Origin of the sequence: Proteiniphilum sp. X52, from assembly GCF_003712195.1 — a bacterium.
Taxonomy (GTDB): domain Bacteria; phylum Bacteroidota; class Bacteroidia; order Bacteroidales; family Dysgonomonadaceae; genus Proteiniphilum.
The window spans coordinates 253,386-272,852 of the sequence record NZ_RDSD01000001.1 but is presented as its reverse complement, the minus strand read 5'-3'; the positions used below and the strand labels follow the sequence as shown (position 1 = coordinate 272,852).

At 48.5% G+C, this 19,467-nt stretch carries 15 protein-coding genes; 8 read left to right on the top strand and 7 right to left on the bottom strand.

What is annotated here, in order from left to right; all coding sequences use genetic code 11:
- Window positions 1–171: 171 nt before the first annotated feature.
- From D7D25_RS00895 to D7D25_RS00860, 8 genes are all read left to right on the top strand, one after another.
- A complete protein-coding gene (locus D7D25_RS00895) occupies window positions 172–1,149 on the top strand; it encodes a lytic transglycosylase domain-containing protein (protein WP_122967086.1) in 978 nt (325 codons plus the stop codon).
- 8 nt (window positions 1,150–1,157) lie between these two features.
- Complete coding sequence (gene uvrA / locus D7D25_RS00890; protein ID WP_122967085.1) at window positions 1,158–3,977, top strand: excinuclease ABC subunit UvrA; 2,820 nt, start codon at window positions 1,158–1,160, stop codon at window positions 3,975–3,977.
- Between the two features lie 259 nt (window positions 3,978–4,236).
- Window positions 4,237–4,737 carry a thiol peroxidase gene (tpx, locus tag D7D25_RS00885; RefSeq protein ID WP_122967084.1) on the top strand — a complete coding sequence of 167 codons (501 nt, stop codon included), beginning with the start codon at window positions 4,237–4,239 and terminating at the stop codon, window positions 4,735–4,737.
- A 145-nt stretch (window positions 4,738–4,882) separates the two neighbouring features.
- Window positions 4,883–5,878 carry a YihY/virulence factor BrkB family protein gene (locus tag D7D25_RS00880; protein ID WP_122967083.1) on the top strand — a complete coding sequence of 332 codons (996 nt, stop codon included), beginning with the start codon at window positions 4,883–4,885 and terminating at the stop codon, window positions 5,876–5,878.
- Window positions 5,879–6,027: 149 nt separating this feature from the next.
- Entirely contained in the window at window positions 6,028–8,562 is a 2,535-nt protein-coding gene (locus D7D25_RS00875) for a DNA translocase FtsK (protein WP_185140192.1), read from the top strand.
- 121 nt (window positions 8,563–8,683) lie between these two features.
- Window positions 8,684–9,337, top strand: coding sequence for a LolA-like putative outer membrane lipoprotein chaperone (locus D7D25_RS00870; RefSeq protein WP_122967082.1), 654 nt, complete (start codon window positions 8,684–8,686; stop codon window positions 9,335–9,337).
- A 149-nt stretch (window positions 9,338–9,486) separates the two neighbouring features.
- The gene (gene trxB / locus D7D25_RS00865) at window positions 9,487–10,428 is read left to right on the top strand and encodes a thioredoxin-disulfide reductase (RefSeq protein ID WP_122967081.1); all 942 of its coding nucleotides are present in this window, start codon (window positions 9,487–9,489) and stop codon (window positions 10,426–10,428) included.
- A 199-nt stretch (window positions 10,429–10,627) separates the two neighbouring features.
- A complete protein-coding gene (locus D7D25_RS00860) occupies window positions 10,628–11,335 on the top strand; it encodes a hypothetical protein (protein ID WP_122967080.1) in 708 nt (235 codons plus the stop codon).
- A gap of 24 nt (window positions 11,336–11,359) precedes the next feature.
- On the opposite strand, the gene D7D25_RS00855 is transcribed toward D7D25_RS00860, so the two are convergent.
- From D7D25_RS00855 to D7D25_RS00825, 7 genes are all read right to left on the bottom strand, one after another.
- Window positions 11,360–11,809 carry a GatB/YqeY domain-containing protein gene (locus D7D25_RS00855; protein WP_122967079.1) on the bottom strand — a complete coding sequence of 150 codons (450 nt, stop codon included), beginning with the start codon at window positions 11,807–11,809 and terminating at the stop codon, window positions 11,360–11,362.
- Window positions 11,810–11,870: 61 nt separating this feature from the next.
- Complete coding sequence (gene ftsZ / locus D7D25_RS00850) at window positions 11,871–13,166, bottom strand: cell division protein FtsZ (protein ID WP_122967078.1); 1,296 nt, start codon at window positions 13,164–13,166, stop codon at window positions 11,871–11,873.
- Between the two features lie 21 nt (window positions 13,167–13,187).
- Complete coding sequence (ftsA, locus tag D7D25_RS00845) at window positions 13,188–14,534, bottom strand: cell division protein FtsA (protein ID WP_122967077.1); 1,347 nt, start codon at window positions 14,532–14,534, stop codon at window positions 13,188–13,190.
- A gap of 149 nt (window positions 14,535–14,683) precedes the next feature.
- Window positions 14,684–15,415 carry a cell division protein FtsQ/DivIB gene (locus tag D7D25_RS00840; RefSeq protein ID WP_255417122.1) on the bottom strand — a complete coding sequence of 244 codons (732 nt, stop codon included), beginning with the start codon at window positions 15,413–15,415 and terminating at the stop codon, window positions 14,684–14,686.
- Window positions 15,416–15,480: 65 nt separating this feature from the next.
- The gene (murC, locus tag D7D25_RS00835) at window positions 15,481–16,863 is read right to left on the bottom strand and encodes a UDP-N-acetylmuramate--L-alanine ligase (protein ID WP_122967075.1); all 1,383 of its coding nucleotides are present in this window, start codon (window positions 16,861–16,863) and stop codon (window positions 15,481–15,483) included.
- A 107-nt stretch (window positions 16,864–16,970) separates the two neighbouring features.
- The gene (murG, locus tag D7D25_RS00830; RefSeq protein WP_122967074.1) at window positions 16,971–18,089 is read right to left on the bottom strand and encodes an undecaprenyldiphospho-muramoylpentapeptide beta-N-acetylglucosaminyltransferase; all 1,119 of its coding nucleotides are present in this window, start codon (window positions 18,087–18,089) and stop codon (window positions 16,971–16,973) included.
- Window positions 18,086–19,453 (bottom strand): FtsW/RodA/SpoVE family cell cycle protein, encoded by a 1,368-nt coding sequence (locus tag D7D25_RS00825; protein ID WP_122967073.1) that lies wholly within the window; start codon window positions 19,451–19,453, stop codon window positions 18,086–18,088. The genes murG and D7D25_RS00825 overlap by 4 nt, the downstream gene beginning before the upstream one ends.
- Window positions 19,454–19,467 lie beyond the last annotated feature (14 nt).

Genomic DNA, 19,467 nt, shown 5'->3' with positions numbered 1-19,467 from the left:
TGAATATCGGCAAAGCCGAATAACACCAAGTGCGAATATATATGAAAATTTTGAGTTCTCACTGCTCATTTCCAAATTTTCAAAAAAACGATTATCTTTGTTCTACACAAAAATATACCGGCACCCAGTCGCCGGAAAAATATTATAAGAATTCACAAAGCTAAATAAAGAATGAAGAAATCGGCACTATTGATCTCTTTCTCAATATTGATAATAGGATTGGGGATATTATTCATAGCCCTCACTTCGGGAAATAACATCGAGAAAACCGAATCGGAACGACCATTGGTACTCTCCATGACCGCCTCGGTGGCCATTCCGGAAAGTATGGAATTTGCGGGAGAACGGATCACTTTCGACCGCTATGATAAACGGGAGCGGATGGATCGGGAACTGAATAGTTTCACCTACTTCCATTCCACCACCCTACTGCTTTTCAAAAGGGCCAACCGCTTCTTCCCGGTCATTGAACCGATCCTCAAACAACAAGGCGTTCCCGATGACCTGAAATATCTGGCGGTCATAGAAAGCAGCCTGGATCCCAGGGCGGTCTCTCCCGCACGCGCGGCAGGACTCTGGCAGTTCCTCCAAAGCACGGGTAAACAATACGGGCTGGAGACAACATCCGATGTGGATGAGCGCTACCATGTGGAAAAATCGACTGTGGCTGCCTGTCGCTATCTGAAAGAAGCTTACCACAGGCACGGTTCATGGAGTGCCGCCGCGTTGTCGTATAACGGTGGTCAGGCCCGTGTCACCAACGGGTTGAGAGACCAGGGGGTGGACGATTCGCTCGACCTCTGGTTGGTGGAAGAGACTTCCCGCTATTACTACCGCATGCTCGCCATCAAACAGATCTTCGAAAATCCGCAGCAATACGGATTCGTCATAAGGCCGGATCATCTCTATAAGCCCATGCAGTTCAAAGAGGTGAAGGTGTTTTCCTCCATACCCGACCTGGCAACTTTTGCCAAACAACACAACATCACCTACGCGCAGTTGAAAGACTTCAACTCGTGGCTACGAAATACCAGCCTGAGCAATCCGTCGGGTAAGACCTACACCCTGCTTATTCCTACACAGGAAGACCTCTACTACAAGAAGGGGGAAAGCCCCAAGGTTCATAATCCGGCATGGGTGGTGAAATAAAAAAGACTATGGCATCCGAAACTGAACAGATACAGGTGTACGGCGCACGCGTACACAACTTAAAGAACATAGACGTAACTATTCCGCGTGACTCTCTCACGGTAATCACCGGATTGAGCGGCAGCGGGAAATCATCACTTGCTTTCGACACCATCTTTGCCGAAGGACAACGTCGCTATATAGAAACCTTCTCGGCTTACGCGCGTGGATTTCTGGGAAAGATGGAGCGTCCCGACGTGGATAAGATCACCGGCTTAAGCCCGGTCATCTCCATCGAACAGAAGACCACCAACAAAAATCCCCGTTCCACAGTCGGCACCACTACTGAGGTATATGACTTTCTCCGTCTGCTTTACGCCCGTGCCGGTGAGGCATACTCCTATGTTACCGGCGAGAAAATGGTAAAGTACACCGACAGCCAGATACTGGAACTGATACTGGAAAAGTATATCGGTAAAAAGATCTATATCCTTGCTCCGGTAGTGAGGAACAGGAAAGGACACTACAAGGAACTGTTCGAACAGATCCGGAAAAAGGGATACCTCAATGTGAGGGTCGACGGTGAGATCCGGGAAATCATTCCCGGCATGCGGCTGGACCGATACAAGAACCACAACATCGAGATCCTGATCGACAAGCTGGCTGTATCCAATAAATTCAGCGACAAGTTGCAAAGCAGCGTACGGACTGCCATGAAACAGGGTTCCGGCCTGATCCTCATCCAGGATGTGGAGGCCGACGAAGTGCGCCACTACAGCCGCAGCCTTATGTGCCCGACCACCGGTCTTTCCTATAGTGAACCCGCGCCCCATAATTTTTCTTTCAACTCACCGCAGGGAGCCTGTCACCGCTGCAAGGGTATCGGTTCGGTAGACCAGATCGATACCGAGAAGATCATACCCGATCCCAATCTGAGTATCGCCGGAGGAGGTATCGCCCCTCTCGGAAAAGAAAAGAGCAACCTGCTCTTCTGGCAAATTGCGGCCATCTGCGAAAAATATGGAGTGACATTGAAAACACCCATTAAAAATATCCCGCAAGAAGCTGTCGATGAGATCATGTACGGCACCGACGAAAGGCTCAAGATAAAGAATGAGTCGCTGGGAAACTCCAATTATATGGTCTCCTACGAAGGTGTGGCCAAATACATTGAAATGCAGCAGGAAGACGAAGCTTCGGCTACCGCCCAGAAATGGGCAGGACAGTTCATCACCACCTCAGTCTGCCCCGAATGCCACGGACAGCGGCTCAACAGGGAGGCATTGCATTTCAAGATCAACGGGAAAAATATCGCCGAACTGGCGGAAATGGACATACAATCTCTGTATCAATGGATTATCTCTTCCGAAACCGAAGTGACGGAGAAGCAACGCCTTATCGCAGGAGAGATTAAGAAAGAGATCCTTTCGCGCCTTGGATTCCTGCTGGACGTGGGGCTGGGATACCTCTCGCTCTCGCGCGCGTCAGCATCCCTTTCCGGTGGGGAGAGCCAGCGCATTCGACTGGCCACCCAGATCGGATCGCAGTTGGTGAATGTGCTCTATATACTTGACGAACCCAGTATCGGCCTCCACCAGCGCGATAACCACCGCCTGATCGACTCGCTGAAGAAACTGCGCGATTCGGGCAACTCGGTGGTAGTGGTGGAACACGACAAAGACATGATGCTCGCCTCTGACTATATAGTCGATATGGGGCCTTTTGCCGGGCAGAAAGGAGGCGATGTGGTCTTCGAGGGCCTTCCTTCGGAAATGTTGCAGAAAAACACCCTTACCTCCAACTACCTGAACGGCAAATTAAAAATTGCCATTCCTGAAAAAAGACGGAAAGGAAATGGCAAAAACCTCACGATTGAAGGAGCCTCGGGTAATAACCTGAAAAATGTGACCGCCACATTCCCATTAGGTACGCTTATCTGCGTGACGGGTGTTTCCGGCAGTGGAAAATCAACATTAATCAACGAAACGCTGCAACCCATCCTCAGCCAGAAATTTTACCGCTCCCTGAAAGATCCTCTACCCTATCAATCGATCAAAGGGCTTGAGCATCTCGACAAAGTGGTGAGTGTGGACCAGTCGCCCATAGGCCGTACGCCCCGCTCCAACCCGGCGACCTACACCGGTGTCTTCTCCGATATACGCCTCTTATTTGCCGGAATGCCGGAAGCCAAGATCAGGGGATATAAACCGGGGAGATTCTCTTTTAATGTGAAAGGCGGCCGGTGTGAAAAATGCGGCGGCAACGGATATAAAACCATTGAGATGAATTTCCTGCCCGACGTGATGGTTCATTGCGAAGAATGTCATGGCAAACGATACAACCGCGAAACATTGGAAGTGCGATTCAAAGGAAAATCGATCGCGGATGTATTGGACATGACGATCAACGAAGCGGTGGATTTTTTTGAAAATGTGCCAAACATATTGCATAAAATTAAGGTATTGCAGGAGGTGGGATTAGGATATATCAAACTGGGACAATCCTCCACCACCCTCTCCGGGGGAGAGAGCCAGCGGGTGAAACTGGCTACCGAACTGGCCCGTATCGATACGGGCAATACCCTTTATGTGCTGGATGAACCTACCACGGGACTGCACTTCGAAGATATCCGCGTGCTCCTGGGAGTATTGAATAAATTGGTGGAAAAAGGCAACACCGTAATTGTCATTGAACACAATCTCGATATTATCAAGTGTGCCGATTATATCATCGATTTGGGGCCGGAAGGAGGAGAAAGAGGGGGTCAGATCCTCGCCAAAGGGACTCCTGAAGAGATTGTCCATAACGGAGAAAGTTATACCGCGGTTTATCTTAAAGAGGAATTATAACAACTTGCATCTAAAGTTAAAAATGGAATAGCCATGAACATTTAAATGAACTCATTGTTTAGAGATTACATAAAAGGGACAATTTAAAATGTGCTCGTCAAGCTAAAAGGGAAAGTCAAACTTGTTTGATTGTTTTCATTGTTTGAGTCTTTTCGTTGAGGATCCTTGAACTTTCCCTTAGTGACAATTGAAAATTGAGGAGCAAAGGCGACTCAAAACGGCCAATGAAATTGAATGAATTTAAATAAGCAATAATATAATGGCAAGTATAACATTGAAAGGCAATCCCGTGCAGACAAGCGGAGAGCTGCCTGTAAAAGGCTCGGTGGCACCCGATTTCACGTTGGTAAAGGGTGACCTTTCGGAAGCCGGGTTAGGGGACTTCAAAGGGAAATATGTTGTTCTCAATATCTTTCCGAGCATCGACACCGGTGTATGCGCCGCCTCGGTGCGTCGTTTCAATCAAGAAGCCGCTTCGTTGAAAAATACGGTCGTGCTTTGCATTTCCGCGGATCTGCCCTTCGCAGCCGGAAGATTCTGTGGTGCAGAAGGCATTGAAAATGTGGTCACACTTTCCTGTTTCCGCCACAAGTCGTTTGGAGAAGATTACGGCCTGCTGATGACCGACGGCCCGTTGAAAGGTCTTTTGGCCCGGGCGGTGGTGGTAGTAGACCCGCAAGGAAAGGTAGTATATACCGAACTGGTTCCTGAGATTGCACAGGAGCCGGATTATCATTCTGCAATCAACTCGATAGTGTAGTTTGTTTCATGAAGATTGTGTTAACAAGAAGGGTCTGCGAAGTGATTCGCGGACCTTTCGCTTTTCAGCAGGTAAGATTAGATAGGTCAAAGGAAGAACAATGCACAGGTGAACTTTGTTATAGAGGCTATAGCTGACTGTTATTATGGCAAAAAAACGAATCCGCAAGAGAATTTCATTCCGGTCGATCCTTAATATCATTAAGTTGACCATACAAGGATTTACCAATGACGGGGTAACCAAGCTAAGTGCTTCTTTGGCTTATGCCACTATTTTTGCCCTTGTGCCCTTTCTTACTTTCATGGTTACCTTCGGCACCTGGTTCGATCAGGATATCTCATCTCAGGTATACGGAACAATGGATGAGTTGGTGGGCAGCGAAGTTACCGCGCAATTGCGGGACATTATAAGAAACACATCGGATGCTGACAGCTCCACCCTCGCGAGACTTATAAGTTTAGGAGTAATGATTTTCGGTGCCACGGCCATTTTTGCGGAGATGCAAACTTCCTTGAATACCATCTGGGGAATAAAGCCCAAGCCTAAAAAAGGATGGTTGCACTATGTAAGAAACAGAGTGCTCTCTTTCTCCATCATTCTGATCCTGGGATTCCTATTGCTGATCACCTTGTCGGTTTCCACCCTTATAAACAGTTTGAGGCAACAATTAATTGCTTATTTCCCGGACATAACGGCCATTCTTTTTCAGGTTATCGGGATGGTTCTCAATATCTTGGTCGTATCTTCCCTATTCATATTGATCTTCAAAATATTGCCCGATGCTAAAATAAAGTTTAAGGATGTGATGGTAGGGGGCATTGTCACAACCATCTTTTTCCTGATCGGCCAATTTGCCATATCCGTTTATCTCGGGACACGCAATACCCTATCGGTATACGGTGCCGCCGCATTCCTCATTATCCTTCTTTCATGGATATACTATTCGTCCATTATTGTCTATATCGGTGCCGAATTCACCAAAGCGTGGGCCAATGAAATCGGGGGAAAGATCTATCCCGACCAATACGCTGTTTCCACAAGGATTGTAGAAATAACAGACGATAAGCCGATTGAAGTCATCAACAAAACAGAAACAGATCTTTCATCCGACAACAAAGAGGATGAGCCTGTCACAAATTAAAACACCAACTTATTCTCCAGACACTTAGTTTGTTTACCCGCATTCTTCTGTTATACGATATTTTTTTATTACTTTTGTGGTGACGTTTTTGCAAAGCGTTTATCTCATAGATTGCCGCAATCACAAACAGTCCAGGAAATATATCCTATATGGCCAGAAGAAAGAAAAAAAGACAAAGACAAAAACCAAAACAAGGACAAAAGAAGAGGATTGTCTCCTTTTTGAAGAATGAACGGGTGCATTTCATTTCGGGGGTGATAATCGCCTTCATGGGCATCTTCATGTTGCTTGCCATTGTATCGTTCTTTTTTACCGGCGCGGACGACCAAAGCAAAGTAATCAACAAAACATACTTGGAGGTAGTACGCTCTGACGCGTCCGAGATAGATAACTGGACGGGTGCGGGCGGCGCCTACATTGCCGAAAGACTGGTGAATGACTGGTTTGGCCTCTTCTCCGCACTTATCCCCATCTTCCTGATCTATATCGGATTGCGTATAATGAATGTGACGCGCCTCTCATTCCTGAAAGCCCTTTTTATCACCGCATTCGGTCTTATCGGCGGTTCCGTCTCCAGCGCCTTCATTCTGGACAGGCTTTTTCCGGATACTCATGTGAAATGGGGCGGCTCACATGGCATCCAGATTGAACAGATATTGGAAAACAGTGTAGGATGGCCGGGCATTCTATTGCTTATCTTATTGTTCATCACGATCATTGTAGTGGCATTCCGGAAGAGTTCGATGTACAAGATACAGGAGACACTGATCAACAGCACATCCTCCTTTGCTCCGCAAAACGACATATCCTCCGCCATTGAAGAGGGCTGGGATGAGCCTGAAAAAGAGAAAAAGCCGGGATTGACCCGACGGTTCTTCACATGGTTGAAGAATGTAAAGCCTCTCAGGGAAGAGGGGCAGGAGGAGGAAACATATGAGCAGGATAAACCAACAGCGCGGACAGTGCAACGGGAAACCACAACCGCCAGTACCACACACAACTTTACGGAGTCTACCACCCTATCTCCAAAACCATCCGTGACAAAGAAGCCACTCCAGGTGGAGGATGATTTCGAGGTGATCGTTCCGGAGGATGATGAAGCTGTCCACACACCCCATGCCGAAGAAAATAAGCCAAAAGAAGAAACCGGGCTGCCGGAATTGACACCGGAGTTGGAAGAGGATTACGACCCGCGGAAAGATCTCTCTTCATTCAGATTCCCCACCATGAACCTGTTGAAGGTGTATAATACCGGCGACCGGGCGGTGGATATGAACGAGCAGAATGAAAATAAAGAAAAGATCATCCACACATTACGCAATTACGGTATCGAAATAACCTCGATCAAAGCGACCGTGGGGCCCACTATCACGCTTTACGAGATCGTGCCCCAAGCGGGCGTGCGTATTTCAAAGATCAGGAATCTTGAAGATGATATCGCGCTCAGCCTCTCCGCACTGGGTATCCGTATCATCGCACCCATGCCCGGAAAGGGAACCATCGGCATTGAAGTGCCCAATAAAGACCCGCAAATCGTTTCGATGCAATCGGTGATCAGTTCCAAAAGATTTCAGGAATGTGACTACGAACTGCCCGTGGCATTGGGAAAGACCATTACCAACGAGGTCTTTATCTTCGACCTTACCAAAATGCCCCACCTGTTAGTGGCGGGGGCCACCGGGCAAGGGAAATCGGTCGGCTTGAACGCCATCATTACCTCTTTGTTGTATAAAAAGCATCCCTCGGAAATGAAGATGGTGCTGATCGATCCCAAGATGGTGGAGTTCAATATCTATTCCGCTGTCGAAAAGCATTATCTGGCGAAACTGCCGGATGAAGAGAAAGCCATTATCACCGATGTGACCAAAGTGACCCAGACACTGAACTCACTCACCAAAGAGATGGACGACCGTTACGAGTTGCTGATGAGGGCGCACGTGCGTACCGTCAAGGAATATAACGAAAAGTTTGTCAAACGCCGTCTGAACCCCGAAAAGGGACATAGGTACATGCCTTACATCGTGGTGGTGATTGATGAGTTTGGCGATCTGATCATGACGGCCGGAAAAGAGATCGAGATGCCTATCGCCCGTATCGCACAGAAAGCGCGTGCCGTGGGGATGCATATGGTGATCGCCACACAGCGTCCCACCACCAACATCATCACCGGCACCATCAAAGCGAACTTTCCCGCCAGGATGGCCTTCCGGGTCACTTCCCAGATCGACTCCCGCACCATCCTCGACATGAGCGGGGCCAACCAGCTCATCGGACGGGGCGATATGCTCTTTTCACAAGGGAGCTCGCTGATCCGTATCCAGTGCGCATTTGTGGATACTCCCGAAGTGGAGGAGATCTCCCAATACATCGGGAAACAGCGGGGATATGACGCTGCTTTCGCTCTTCCGGAGGTGATTTCCGACATGGAAGCCGGACCCGGTGCCGCCGACCTGGGTGACAGGGATCCTCTTTTTGACGAGGCCGCCCGCCTTATCGTAGTACATCAGCAGGGATCGACTTCGCTCATACAGCGTAAGTTCTCTATCGGCTATAACCGTGCCGGAAGACTGATGGATCAACTTGAGGCCGCGGGAATAGTAGGTGCCGTGCAGGGCAGCAAACCGCGCGAAGTATTCATTGCCGATGAATATTCACTGGAAAAGTTGTTGGACTCATTGAGGTAAATGACCGGTATATTTTTCGAATGTGGATTCCCGGCATGTGAGTTCCCGGCATGTGAGTTCCCTGAATAAACCAACTCCCGTTTTTGCAGTCCAATCCATCAAACAAACAAAAACAGCTACAATGAAGACCATCTCATCCATAGTATTATTTTTCCTCCTGTCAGCATATACAGGATATACATTCGCCCAGAATTCAAACGATGCCAAGGCGCTTTTGGACAAAGCCTATGCCACTTACGAGGCTTCCGACGGTATCAGGTTATCATTCAAATCGACACTGACCGATAAGGATGGCACAGCCTATAATCCCCAGTCAGGCGAAGCTTATATAAAAGGCGACAAATTCAAACTCGAGATGGAAGCCATGGATATCTGGTTCGACGGAAAAACCCAATGGTTATTGATGAAAGATGTGAACGAATTGAATATCAGCGCTCCCACTCCCAGCGAAATAGCCTCCATCAGCCCGCTCGCGCTTCTGGGAATATACAAGAACGGATTCACGTTGAAACCACCTGCTTCCAAAACAATCAACGGCAAGAGCGCGCACCTGGTCGACATGGTTCCCGCCAGCCGGAATAAAGATTTCAAATCCATCACTGCAGCCATTGACAAGGAGAGCGGCAATATCATTCAGGTGATCCTTACCATGGCCGACGGGATGAAAAACAAAATCGATATTTCCGGCTACAACACGAATCATCAATTCAGTGATACCCTATTCAGATTCGACAAAAACGATTATCCCGGCGTGGAAATAGTGGATCTCAGGTAAGCCCATATTTTCCGTTTACCGCAAATAGATTATGATAATAACCGATACGGCATATGCAAGAAAAGTTGTAACTTTGAACTAATTAATAATCCATACACCTTCTTCCGGTATAACAAGAGTGAAGAAGGATTTTAAATTCAAAAACAGCAATGAGAAATAAAACACGTTGCCTGATCATCGGATCAGGACCGGCCGGCTATACAGCTGCCATTTACGCTTCACGAGCAAATCTCGAACCCATTCTTTATGAGGGTTTGGAGCCGGGGGGACAGCTAACGACTACCACCGAGGTAGAGAATTTCCCCGGTTATCCCCAGGGGATTACAGGGCCGGAGATGATGGAAGATCTTAAAAAGCAGGCGCAGAGATTCGGCACCGAAGTCCGTTCCGGAAGAGCTACGGCGGTCGACTTTTCGGCGCGTCCGCTCAAAGTAACCATTGACAACGAACAGGTGATCGAGGCGGACACGGTCATCATCTCCACCGGGGCATCCGCCAAATACCTCGGCCTACTGGATGAAATCAAGTACGCCGGACAAGGAGTGTCGGCCTGTGCCACCTGCGACGGCTTCTTTTACCGCAAGAAAGTGGTAGCTGTGGTGGGCGGCGGCGATACCGCCTGTGAAGAGGCTACCTATCTGTCAGGCCTGGCGAACAAAGTCTATATGATTGTCCGCAAGGACCACCTGCGCGCTTCCAAGATCATGCAGGAGCGAGTGATGAATAATCCCAAAATCGATGTCCTTTTCGAGCATAACGCGGTAGGCCTCTACGGTGAAAACGGAGTGGAAGGCGTCCATTTGGTAAAACGCATGGGTGAACAGGACGAGGAACGGTACGATCTCCCCATCGACGGATTCTTCCTCGCTATCGGCCACACTCCCAACACCGACATATTCAAAGATTTCATCAGGATGGACAAGGTAGGTTATATTATCACTGAACACCCTACCGCAAAAACCAATGTAGAAGGTGTTTTCGCCTGCGGCGACGCGGCCGATCCCATTTACCGTCAGGCTGTCACCGCAGCCGGAACCGGATGCAGGGCTGCCATAGATGCCGAACGTTATCTTGCGGAAAAAGGATTGTAAAAGACAGTTTACTGCCGCTTACCCTATTCAATAGCCGGAAAGGAGGAGAACCACAGGTTTTTCTCCTTCTTGGTTTTGAGACCACTCATGGCAGAGTGAAAAGATATCGGTCACAAGGGACGATTTAACATTTCATTTTTTTTCATCACGAATATTCATCGTATTTTTGCCTTTTATAATACATGACACCTAAACGAGCATGAAAAAATTTCTGTTACTTACAGGTATACTCTTATCGGGAATATCTCTCTTTGCGCAACAATTGGATGGAACCTATAAAAACGGAGCCGACTCCCTTGCTTTTTCGAATGAAAAAGTAATATTCCGCATCAGCGGTTTCGGAGGACTTTCTTCAGCGCATGCGGGAGAAGGCACCTATGAACTGGCCGGTGATTACCTGTTTATTCACACATCCGATTATTCGGGGAATAAGACAACCTATGAGTTATTGGACGGTTCCGGAAAAGACACTTGCGTGGTTCATACGGTCAGTCCGCAGAACTATGCTGTTCAGGGCATATTGGTGGAATCACGAACCAAATCGGGTAAGCTCGTCAGCGGCAAGGTGACAGGCAATGATGGAAAAGTGTTTTTCACCCCTTGCCATAAAATCTCCTCCCTTTCAGCCACTTCACTGGGGTATCACTCCATCTCCCTTGATTACACGCCGGGGAAAGATTACAGGATCAGACTTGCCGAGAACGATATAATAGAAAACAGGACGGTTGCTTTCAAGATCAACTTCATTGACGAGGAAACCCTCTCCCTGCTGATGCTGACGGACGATTTTGATACGGGCAGAAACAGAGAGAAGGAGTTACAGAAATTAGAGAACAGGGCGCGAAAAACCAACAAACTGGACAAACGGTTAAAAAAGGTCTATATACCCTATAACAGGAGAAACTGATTTCTTGCACAAAACGCGGGGCGGTTATGTCAGCAAACGTTTTACTGTTTCCGCGATATCTTTCCCCTCGGCCCCGCCGGCAAGCTGTTTGGAGGCAATGCCCATCACCTTTCCCATCTCTTTCAGGGAAGACGCTCCTGTCTTCTCAATAATACGTTTCACAGCGGCTTCCAGCTCTATCGGGGAAAGTTGTTCCGGGAGGAATTCCCTTATCACCTCCATTTGTGCAATCTCGGGGCCGGCAAGATCATCCCGTTTTTGTGCCGTATAAATCTCCGCACTCTCCCTACGCTGTTTCACCATCTTCCGCAAAAGAGCGGTCGTCGCCTCTTCCGTAAGTTCATCGCCCGCTCCCTTGGCCGTCTTAGCTTCCAGCAATTCTTTCTTGATTGCCCTCAATGCCTCCAGCCGCACCTTATCCCTGGCCAGCATGGCTTTCTTTATCTCGTCGGTAATAGTATCTATGAGTGACATAATGTTTGATTGGATGATATATCTATTTTGTTGATTGAATAGTGATCTCTTACCATCCTCCTCAATCGAATAACGAGGATGATTGTTGTGGCTGCGCATCAGATGAGAAAATACGGGGATTAAAGGTGGACTCCCGTTTAAACACAGGAGTCTTTTCCAAGGCCTCCAATACTTTATCGTCATCCAGTTCGTCGATGGTCAGTACAAAAGGCTCCAATCGGTAGTTGACGCTGGTGAGTGTTTTCAGCCCGGTTTTGCCGTAATATTTCTCGATCAGTTCCTTGTCTTTTTTCTCCTGTGCCAGTTTCGCATCCTTTTCGATCTGTTGCTGGATCTGCTCGGCCCGGCTCTTTTCCTGTTCATGCTCTTCGATACCCGGCACGCTGGTAATCGAAAAACCGGTAGCGAGCAATGTCACCTTCACCTCTTCGTCGAGCGACTCTTCCACGGCAGCTCCCCAGATAACCTCTATCTCCCTGCTGAATTTCGACATAAAATCGTGAAGCGCGTTCATCTCTTCCATCATCAGCGGATGTGCTTCGCCAAAAGAGAGATTGATGAGTATCTTCTTGGCACTGAACACATCGTTATTATTGAGTAACGGTGAGTGCAACGCATTCTTTATCGCATCGTTGATCCTGTCCTCCCCTTTACCCAAACCACTACTCATGATAGCCACACCACCGTCTTTCAGGGTGGTGTTCACATCGGCAAAGTCGAGGTTCACATGTCCGTGCACGGTGATGATCTCGGCGATGCTCCTGGCGGCTGTGGCCAAAGTATCATCCGCTTTGGCAAAAGCGTTCAACATAGTCAGGTCGCTGTAGATATCCCGCAGGCGTTCGTTATTGATCACCAGCAATGCATCTACGTTTTTCGCCATCTCCTCCACCCCTTTCAATGCCTGCACGATTTTCCTTGGGCCTTCAAACATAAAGGGAATGGTTACAATGCCCACCGTGAGCACTCCCATGTCCTTTGCCACACGCGCCACCACGGGAGCGGCTCCTGTTCCGGTTCCACCGCCCATCCCGGCAGTGATAAAAACCATCCGCGTGCCGTCGTTCAGGAGATCTTCAATCAAATCGACACTCTCTTCGGCCGCGCGTTGGGCAATCTCGGGTTTATTCCCGGCCCCGAGCCCTCCGGTGGTCTGACCACCCAGTTGCACCTTTACCGGTACCGGCGATTCCATCAGTGCCTGGTTATCGGTATTACACAAAGCGAAAGAGACATCGTGTATCCCCTCTTGAAACATATGGTTCACGGCGTTGCCGCCGCCGCCGCCCACTCCGATTACCTTGATAATGGCGTCGGTGCGGCTCTCTATCTGAAAATCCAATAATTCGTCGTCCATCTGTCGCAAATAAAAACAGTCTTATTCTTCATCATCTTCAGAGAAAATACCTCCGAATACATCTTCCATTTTCGAGAAAAATCCTCCCTCATGCTTCTCAGGCTTGGATTTCTTCACTTTAGGGGGTTTCGGTTTTCTTTCGGGTCTCGAATTTCGTCCTATCCCGCTGAACCAACCGGAAGCACCGGATCTGCCGCTTTCCTCATCCGCGGTTTCCACAGGTTCCGATTTTATCATCTCACAATTCTCTTCAGCAAAAAGAAGCATTCCCAACGCTTGTGTGAAGGCAGGATCATGCATCAGGTCGGGAAAGTTATTGACCAGTGTTTTTTTGGCAGAGGCTCTTCTTACCGGCATCTTCAATTTCTGTGTGAGATAGAGATCCAGGTTTTTCAGCTGCGAGGCACCCCCTGTAATAATCAACCCCGCACCCAACTGGCCTTCATATCCCGACAGGGAGATCTGCTCCTTGACATTGGCCGTTATCTCATCCAACCGCATGCCTATCACCTTGTTCAGCTCGGTTAGATCGACATCCGGTTTCGAAGAAAAAGGAGACAAGAACACAGGCCCCTCCTGGCTTTCAAAAGCTTTTCCGAATTTTATCTTCAGTTGTTCGGCGTCATTCTCGGTAAAGTTCAACGCGCAGATATCTTTCGTGAGATTCTTTCCGCCAAAAGGAATGACTATCATCCGACGCAGTATTCCGCCTTTGTAGACCGACAGGGTGGTAGTGCCCGCCCCGAAATCCAGAAAAACGCAACCCAACTCCTTTTCCTCGTCATTTAACGCAATAGATGCCGACGCCATCGGCCCTACGATATAATCGGCAATCTCCAGATCGGTTTTAGCGGCAATACTCTTCTCTATGTTTACGAGTAGATTGGGACGTCCGACAATCAGTTTGAAACCGGCCTCTATCTCGGAACCCGTCACTCCCACCGGACTCGGTTCCGGTTTATCGTCGATATAATATTCCACATCTGCAATCCTGTAATTGCGTTTCAGCTCGGGCTGGAATTTCTCGGCCGATTTACGTAACCGGTTCACCTCTTCCTCGGTGACCATTCCGGACGAGACTCGCAGCATCTCACTGAATTCCATCGTATGCAATGATTGGCCTGAGAGAGAAACATACACTTTGCCGATTCTTCGCTCCAAGCTGTTTTCAAGCATCATGATCAGTTTATGCACATTTGCTCCGGCCTGTTCGATATTGTAAATCATACCTCTGCGGATCGAGTTCCCGGAATCGATGGAGCTGCTTGCCAGAATGGAGATAACCCCATTTTCGTTTTTACGGCCAACAACTCCTTTGATCTTGGAAGTGCCAAGATCAATTACAGCTATAAATCCTGATTGCGTCATATTATTCAGTCAAAGATGAACCTTGAGTTACAGTCACATTATTTTTTAACAAACGTCCTGACAATGCCTTTTGTTTGCTTTTTAACATCATTTGCAGCTAAGCAATGTGGGTATATCCACCGTAAATGAATTTTCCACCGGCAGCATACCTATTTTTTGGTACAAACCACCTGGTTATCATACTTCAGATTGATGGCAGAATAACGATTCCATCCCACCACATTCAGTCCTTCCTCCACAAAACGGGCAAATTTGGCCAGCTTTGCCTGATAATCGTCGAGGCTTCCCATAATGATCCTGAAATTACCTGCCCTGGGGATCAACTCCACATCCTGGTTCTTTTGCACTACTATCTGCTCTATCCATGCATCCCAATCGGGATGGGAACGAAGGAAGAGGGCAAAGTCATACAACCGGGTCCGGGCAAATTCCTCGTCAATAACCCCAGTGGCGACAGGTACATACACAGCGAAATTACCGGATACAGGCATAATACTTCGCTCATGATCCACATAGAAATTGCCCTTTATATCAGAGATAACTCTCAATACCGGTTTCCGTTGAGACACCGTCGCCATCACAGAACCGCCCGGGGTGATGTACACCCTTGCGGACTCTACCAGCCTGTTGGTAAGGATGGTATCCCGGATGGCCAGCGTGTTGATCTCACCGAATCTCTTGCCGACCGGATCGAGGTCGTACCGTTTCACCAGATTCACAATATCCTGCGGCGATACAAACCGGTAGTGGGCACTGTCTTGAATCACTACGCCAAACCTCTCACATGCTCTGTTTCTCGACATTTCCCTGAAATAGGATGCCGAAAAGATCAGGTAGCCAATGACCACTGCCGCAATCAATATGATGAGAATTCTTTTCACCTGATAAAAATATTTATCACCTGCAAAGATACAATTTGTTATTTAATCACATGAACTCTTCAAAATCATTTACTTCCCGACAGATATTTCTCTTTCAACACCTGCTCTATTTGGGGAAGAAGCTGGTCGATGTCTCCCGCTCCGAACGTCACCAATACTTCCACATCCTTGTTCCGGAGCAGACCGGTCAATTCCTGTTTTGTGCAAAGCAATTTCCGCGCCGATGTCATCTTGTCGAAAATGAGTTGTGAGGAGACTCCCTCAATGGGTTCTTCCCTGGCCGGATAAATATCCAGCAGTAGCACATCATCCAAAAGCGACAAACTCTCCGCGAATTCCTGCGCGAAATCACGGGTTCGTGAATAGAGATGGGGTTGGAAAACAGCTGTTATCTTCTTACCTGTGTAGAGCGCTTTGATCGACTCGATGGCTGCCGAGAGTTCCCGCGGGTGATGGGCATAATCGTCGATAAAAACTATCCGGTCGGTCTTGATACGAAAATCGAACCGTCTGGCGGCTCCCTGGAAGGTATGCATGGCTTCCCGGATCTCGCCAGGTGTGACACCGCTCAGCAGCGCCGCAGCCGCGGCAGCCACGCCATTCTCAATATTGATCTTCACGGGAACACCCGGTGAAATATCCCTGATAACCTCCGAAGGTGTCACCAAGTCGAACAGAATTTCCCCATTTCCTATACGGATATTCTCCGCGTGAAAATCACCGTCTGACTCTCCATAGCTCCATATCTTCACCGTCTCTCCGGCATGTGGGGTCATCGGTATCCCCTTCTTGATGATCAGGTGCCCGTTGGGCCGGATCAGTGAGGTGAATTTCTCAAAGCTCTCCCTATACGCCTCTTCCGTACCATAAATGTCGAGATGATCGGGATCAGCCGAAGTGACGACCGCGATCCACGGCTTCAGCCAGTGGAAGGAACGGTCGTATTCATCAGCCTCCACAACCGTAATGTGACTCGCGCGAGAGAGCAGCAGATTACTATTATAATTTTTCAGAATACCTCCCAGAAAGGCATTGCAATCCACTTGAGACTGCCGTAACAGGTGGGCGATCATGCTCGACACGGTAGTCTTTCCATGGGTTCCCGCCACACAGACAGCATCGCTGCTGGCGGTGATCTCGCCGAGCAACTGCGCCCTTTTCATCACCACATATCCGTTCCCGCGGAAATAGCGAAGTTCACCATGTGACGCGGGGACGGCAGGTGTATAGACTACCAACGTTTTCTCGTTATTGAAAAATGGCGCCGGAATAGCATGAATATCATCCTCATAATGGATAAATGCGCCCTCTTCCCGCAACGAGCGGGTAAGCAACGATTCGCTACGGTCATAACCTCCCACCTTTTTCCCTTTCGAAAGAAAATAGCGGGCCAGGTTGCTCATGCCGATGCCGCCAATACCTATAAAATATATCGATTCATAGTTCATCTATCCAATGTGAATAATGTGCTAATGTGCTAATGTGCCAATGTGAATAATGTGTCAATATGTTGAATCAATCATTCTCAATCTCATTCAATCTAAATCAATCTCTCTCAATCCCCTCCCCTTTTCGGGAAAACGATCTTTTCTATTTCGTCGACGATCTGTTTTGCTGAATCGGGTTGTGCCAGTTTCGCGATATTATCGCCCAGCCTTTTCAAATCTTCATCATTTCTTACCAGTGCCATCGCCTTGTCGAACAGGACACCGGAAGCCTCATCATCCGGAATCATAATAGCCGCGCCCTTGTCCACCAGCGCCCGGGCATTCTTTGTCTGATGGTCTTCGGCCACATTGGGGGAAGGCACCAGAATGACCGCCTTTCCCAACAGGCTGAATTCAGAGATAGAGCCGGCACCGGCACGGGATATTATCAGGTCAGCCACAGAATAAGCGTAATCCATCCGCGAGACGAAATCAAACAGATGCACGTTTGACGGTATCTTACCTTCGGCTTGCAGTTGCCGCATCTCCTTATAATAATATTTTCCGCATTGCCAGATCACCTGTAGATCATCAGCTTCAGCCAGTTTTGGAAACGCGCGTGTGATACTTTGATTGAGGGTACGGGCACCAAGGCTCCCTCCCAACATCAGCATAGTCCTCTTGGCGGGATCCAACTGAAAATGAACGTGTCCCCGCCTCCGATTCTCCTCCGATATGACCAGATCCTGGCGACAGGGATTACCGGTGAGGACGATCTTCTCTTTCGGGAAAAATTGTTCCATCCCTTCATAGGCCACACAAATAGTGTCCGCCTTGCGTGCCAGCATCTTATTGGTTACCCCTGCGTAAGAGTTCTGTTCCTGCAGAAGGGTCGGCACACCTTTCACCGATGCCGCCTTCAATGTGGGACCACTGGCATATCCTCCCACGCCCACGACGATATCGGGTCTGAAGTCATTAATGATCTTACGCGCCTTCCGCATGCTTTTGAAGAGTTTTACCATCACAGAGACGTTCCTGAGAAGATTCTTCCGGTCGAATCCGGCCACCGGCAGGCCAACGATTTTATACCCGGCTGCCGGCACCCGCTCCATCTCCATCCTGTCTTCCGCTCCCACGAAAAGTATCTCACTGTCGGGCCATCGCTCCTTCACGGCATTGGCGATGCTTATTGCCGGAAAAACATGTCCGCCTGTGCCACCGCCGCTGATAATTACTCGCTTCATACCTGAATAATTTCAAATTCAACCTTATCTTCCAATTTGTCGACCGACTCTTTTATTTCATTGGCGGGATTGGGAAGATCGTCATCACTCTCCTCATCCTGGTCGGCTTTTGTCTCAAGAGTTTTCTCCTCTTTCTTCTTGCCGATGCCGAACCGGTCGGCACTCAGGATCAACCCGAAATAGGCACAGGTGATCAGCGTGGAAGTCCCACCGCGACTTACCAATGGCAATGGCTGTCCGGTGACCGGGATCAGGTTGACTGCCACCGCCATATTGACAAAAGCCTGGATGGAGAGCATCAACGCCGACCCCAGGACAAGGTACTTGGGAAAGAGTTTCTCAGTCTTCCGCGCGATCATTCCCGCGCGAATCAGAATAATCACATAGAGCAGCAGGACAAAAACCCCTCCCAGGAGCCCCATCTCTTCAATGATAATAGCATAGATAAAGTCGGAATAGGCTTGTGGCAGAAAATCGCGTTCGGTGCTGTTGCCGGGAAAGACTCCCAATACACTGCCGTTGGCAATGGCTATCTTGGCATGTGCCACCTGATAATTTTCGTCGGTAATGGTAAAGTACTCCTCTTCCGATAACTCTTTATGCGTGCTGAAATTCGCGATGCGGTTTTTCCATGTACCCATGCGGTTGAGGGGTCCGGAGTCGGTCCAGTTTTCCGGGATCACATTCAACAGCAGAATAAACAGGAGTACTGCTCCTATCCCCACCCCTGCGACTTTCAACAACCGCAGGAATTTCACGTTGCCGATGAACATCAGCAGATAACAGATCCCGAACAGCAACACAGCTGTCGAGAGGTTATCCATGGCGATGATCCCACAGACAACCACCATCAAGCCGATCATCCATCGGAAGAGAAGGCCGTCGTTCTCCCCGTTCTGTCTGCTGAGAAGAAAGGCGATGGTCCCCATGAGTGAGATCTTGGCTATTTCCGAAGGCTGGATAGTGAAACCCATAAAAGATATCCACCGGTCGGCCCCATTGACGCTGGTACCTATGAACGGTGTCAGGATCAGCAACACAATGGCTCCCATCAGTACGAATATCAACGATGAGAAGTAGCGGTAGGGGATATTGTGAATAAGCAGGATCACTCCCACCCCGCCAATCAGGAACATGGCGTGACGGAGTATCGGCCCCCACATATTTTGTTGACGATAGACGATGGTGCTGGTAGCACTGAATATCTCCACCAGTGAAATAACACACAGAATGATAAAGACCAGCCAGATCACTTTATCACCTTTGAATATCTTACGTCCGAACTCACCTAACGAAGACTCCGTTTCTGCCGCCCCATCATAAAACTGATCGGAATCAGCCATTTGATTACTGTCGTCAAGCATAATTTGATTTGTTG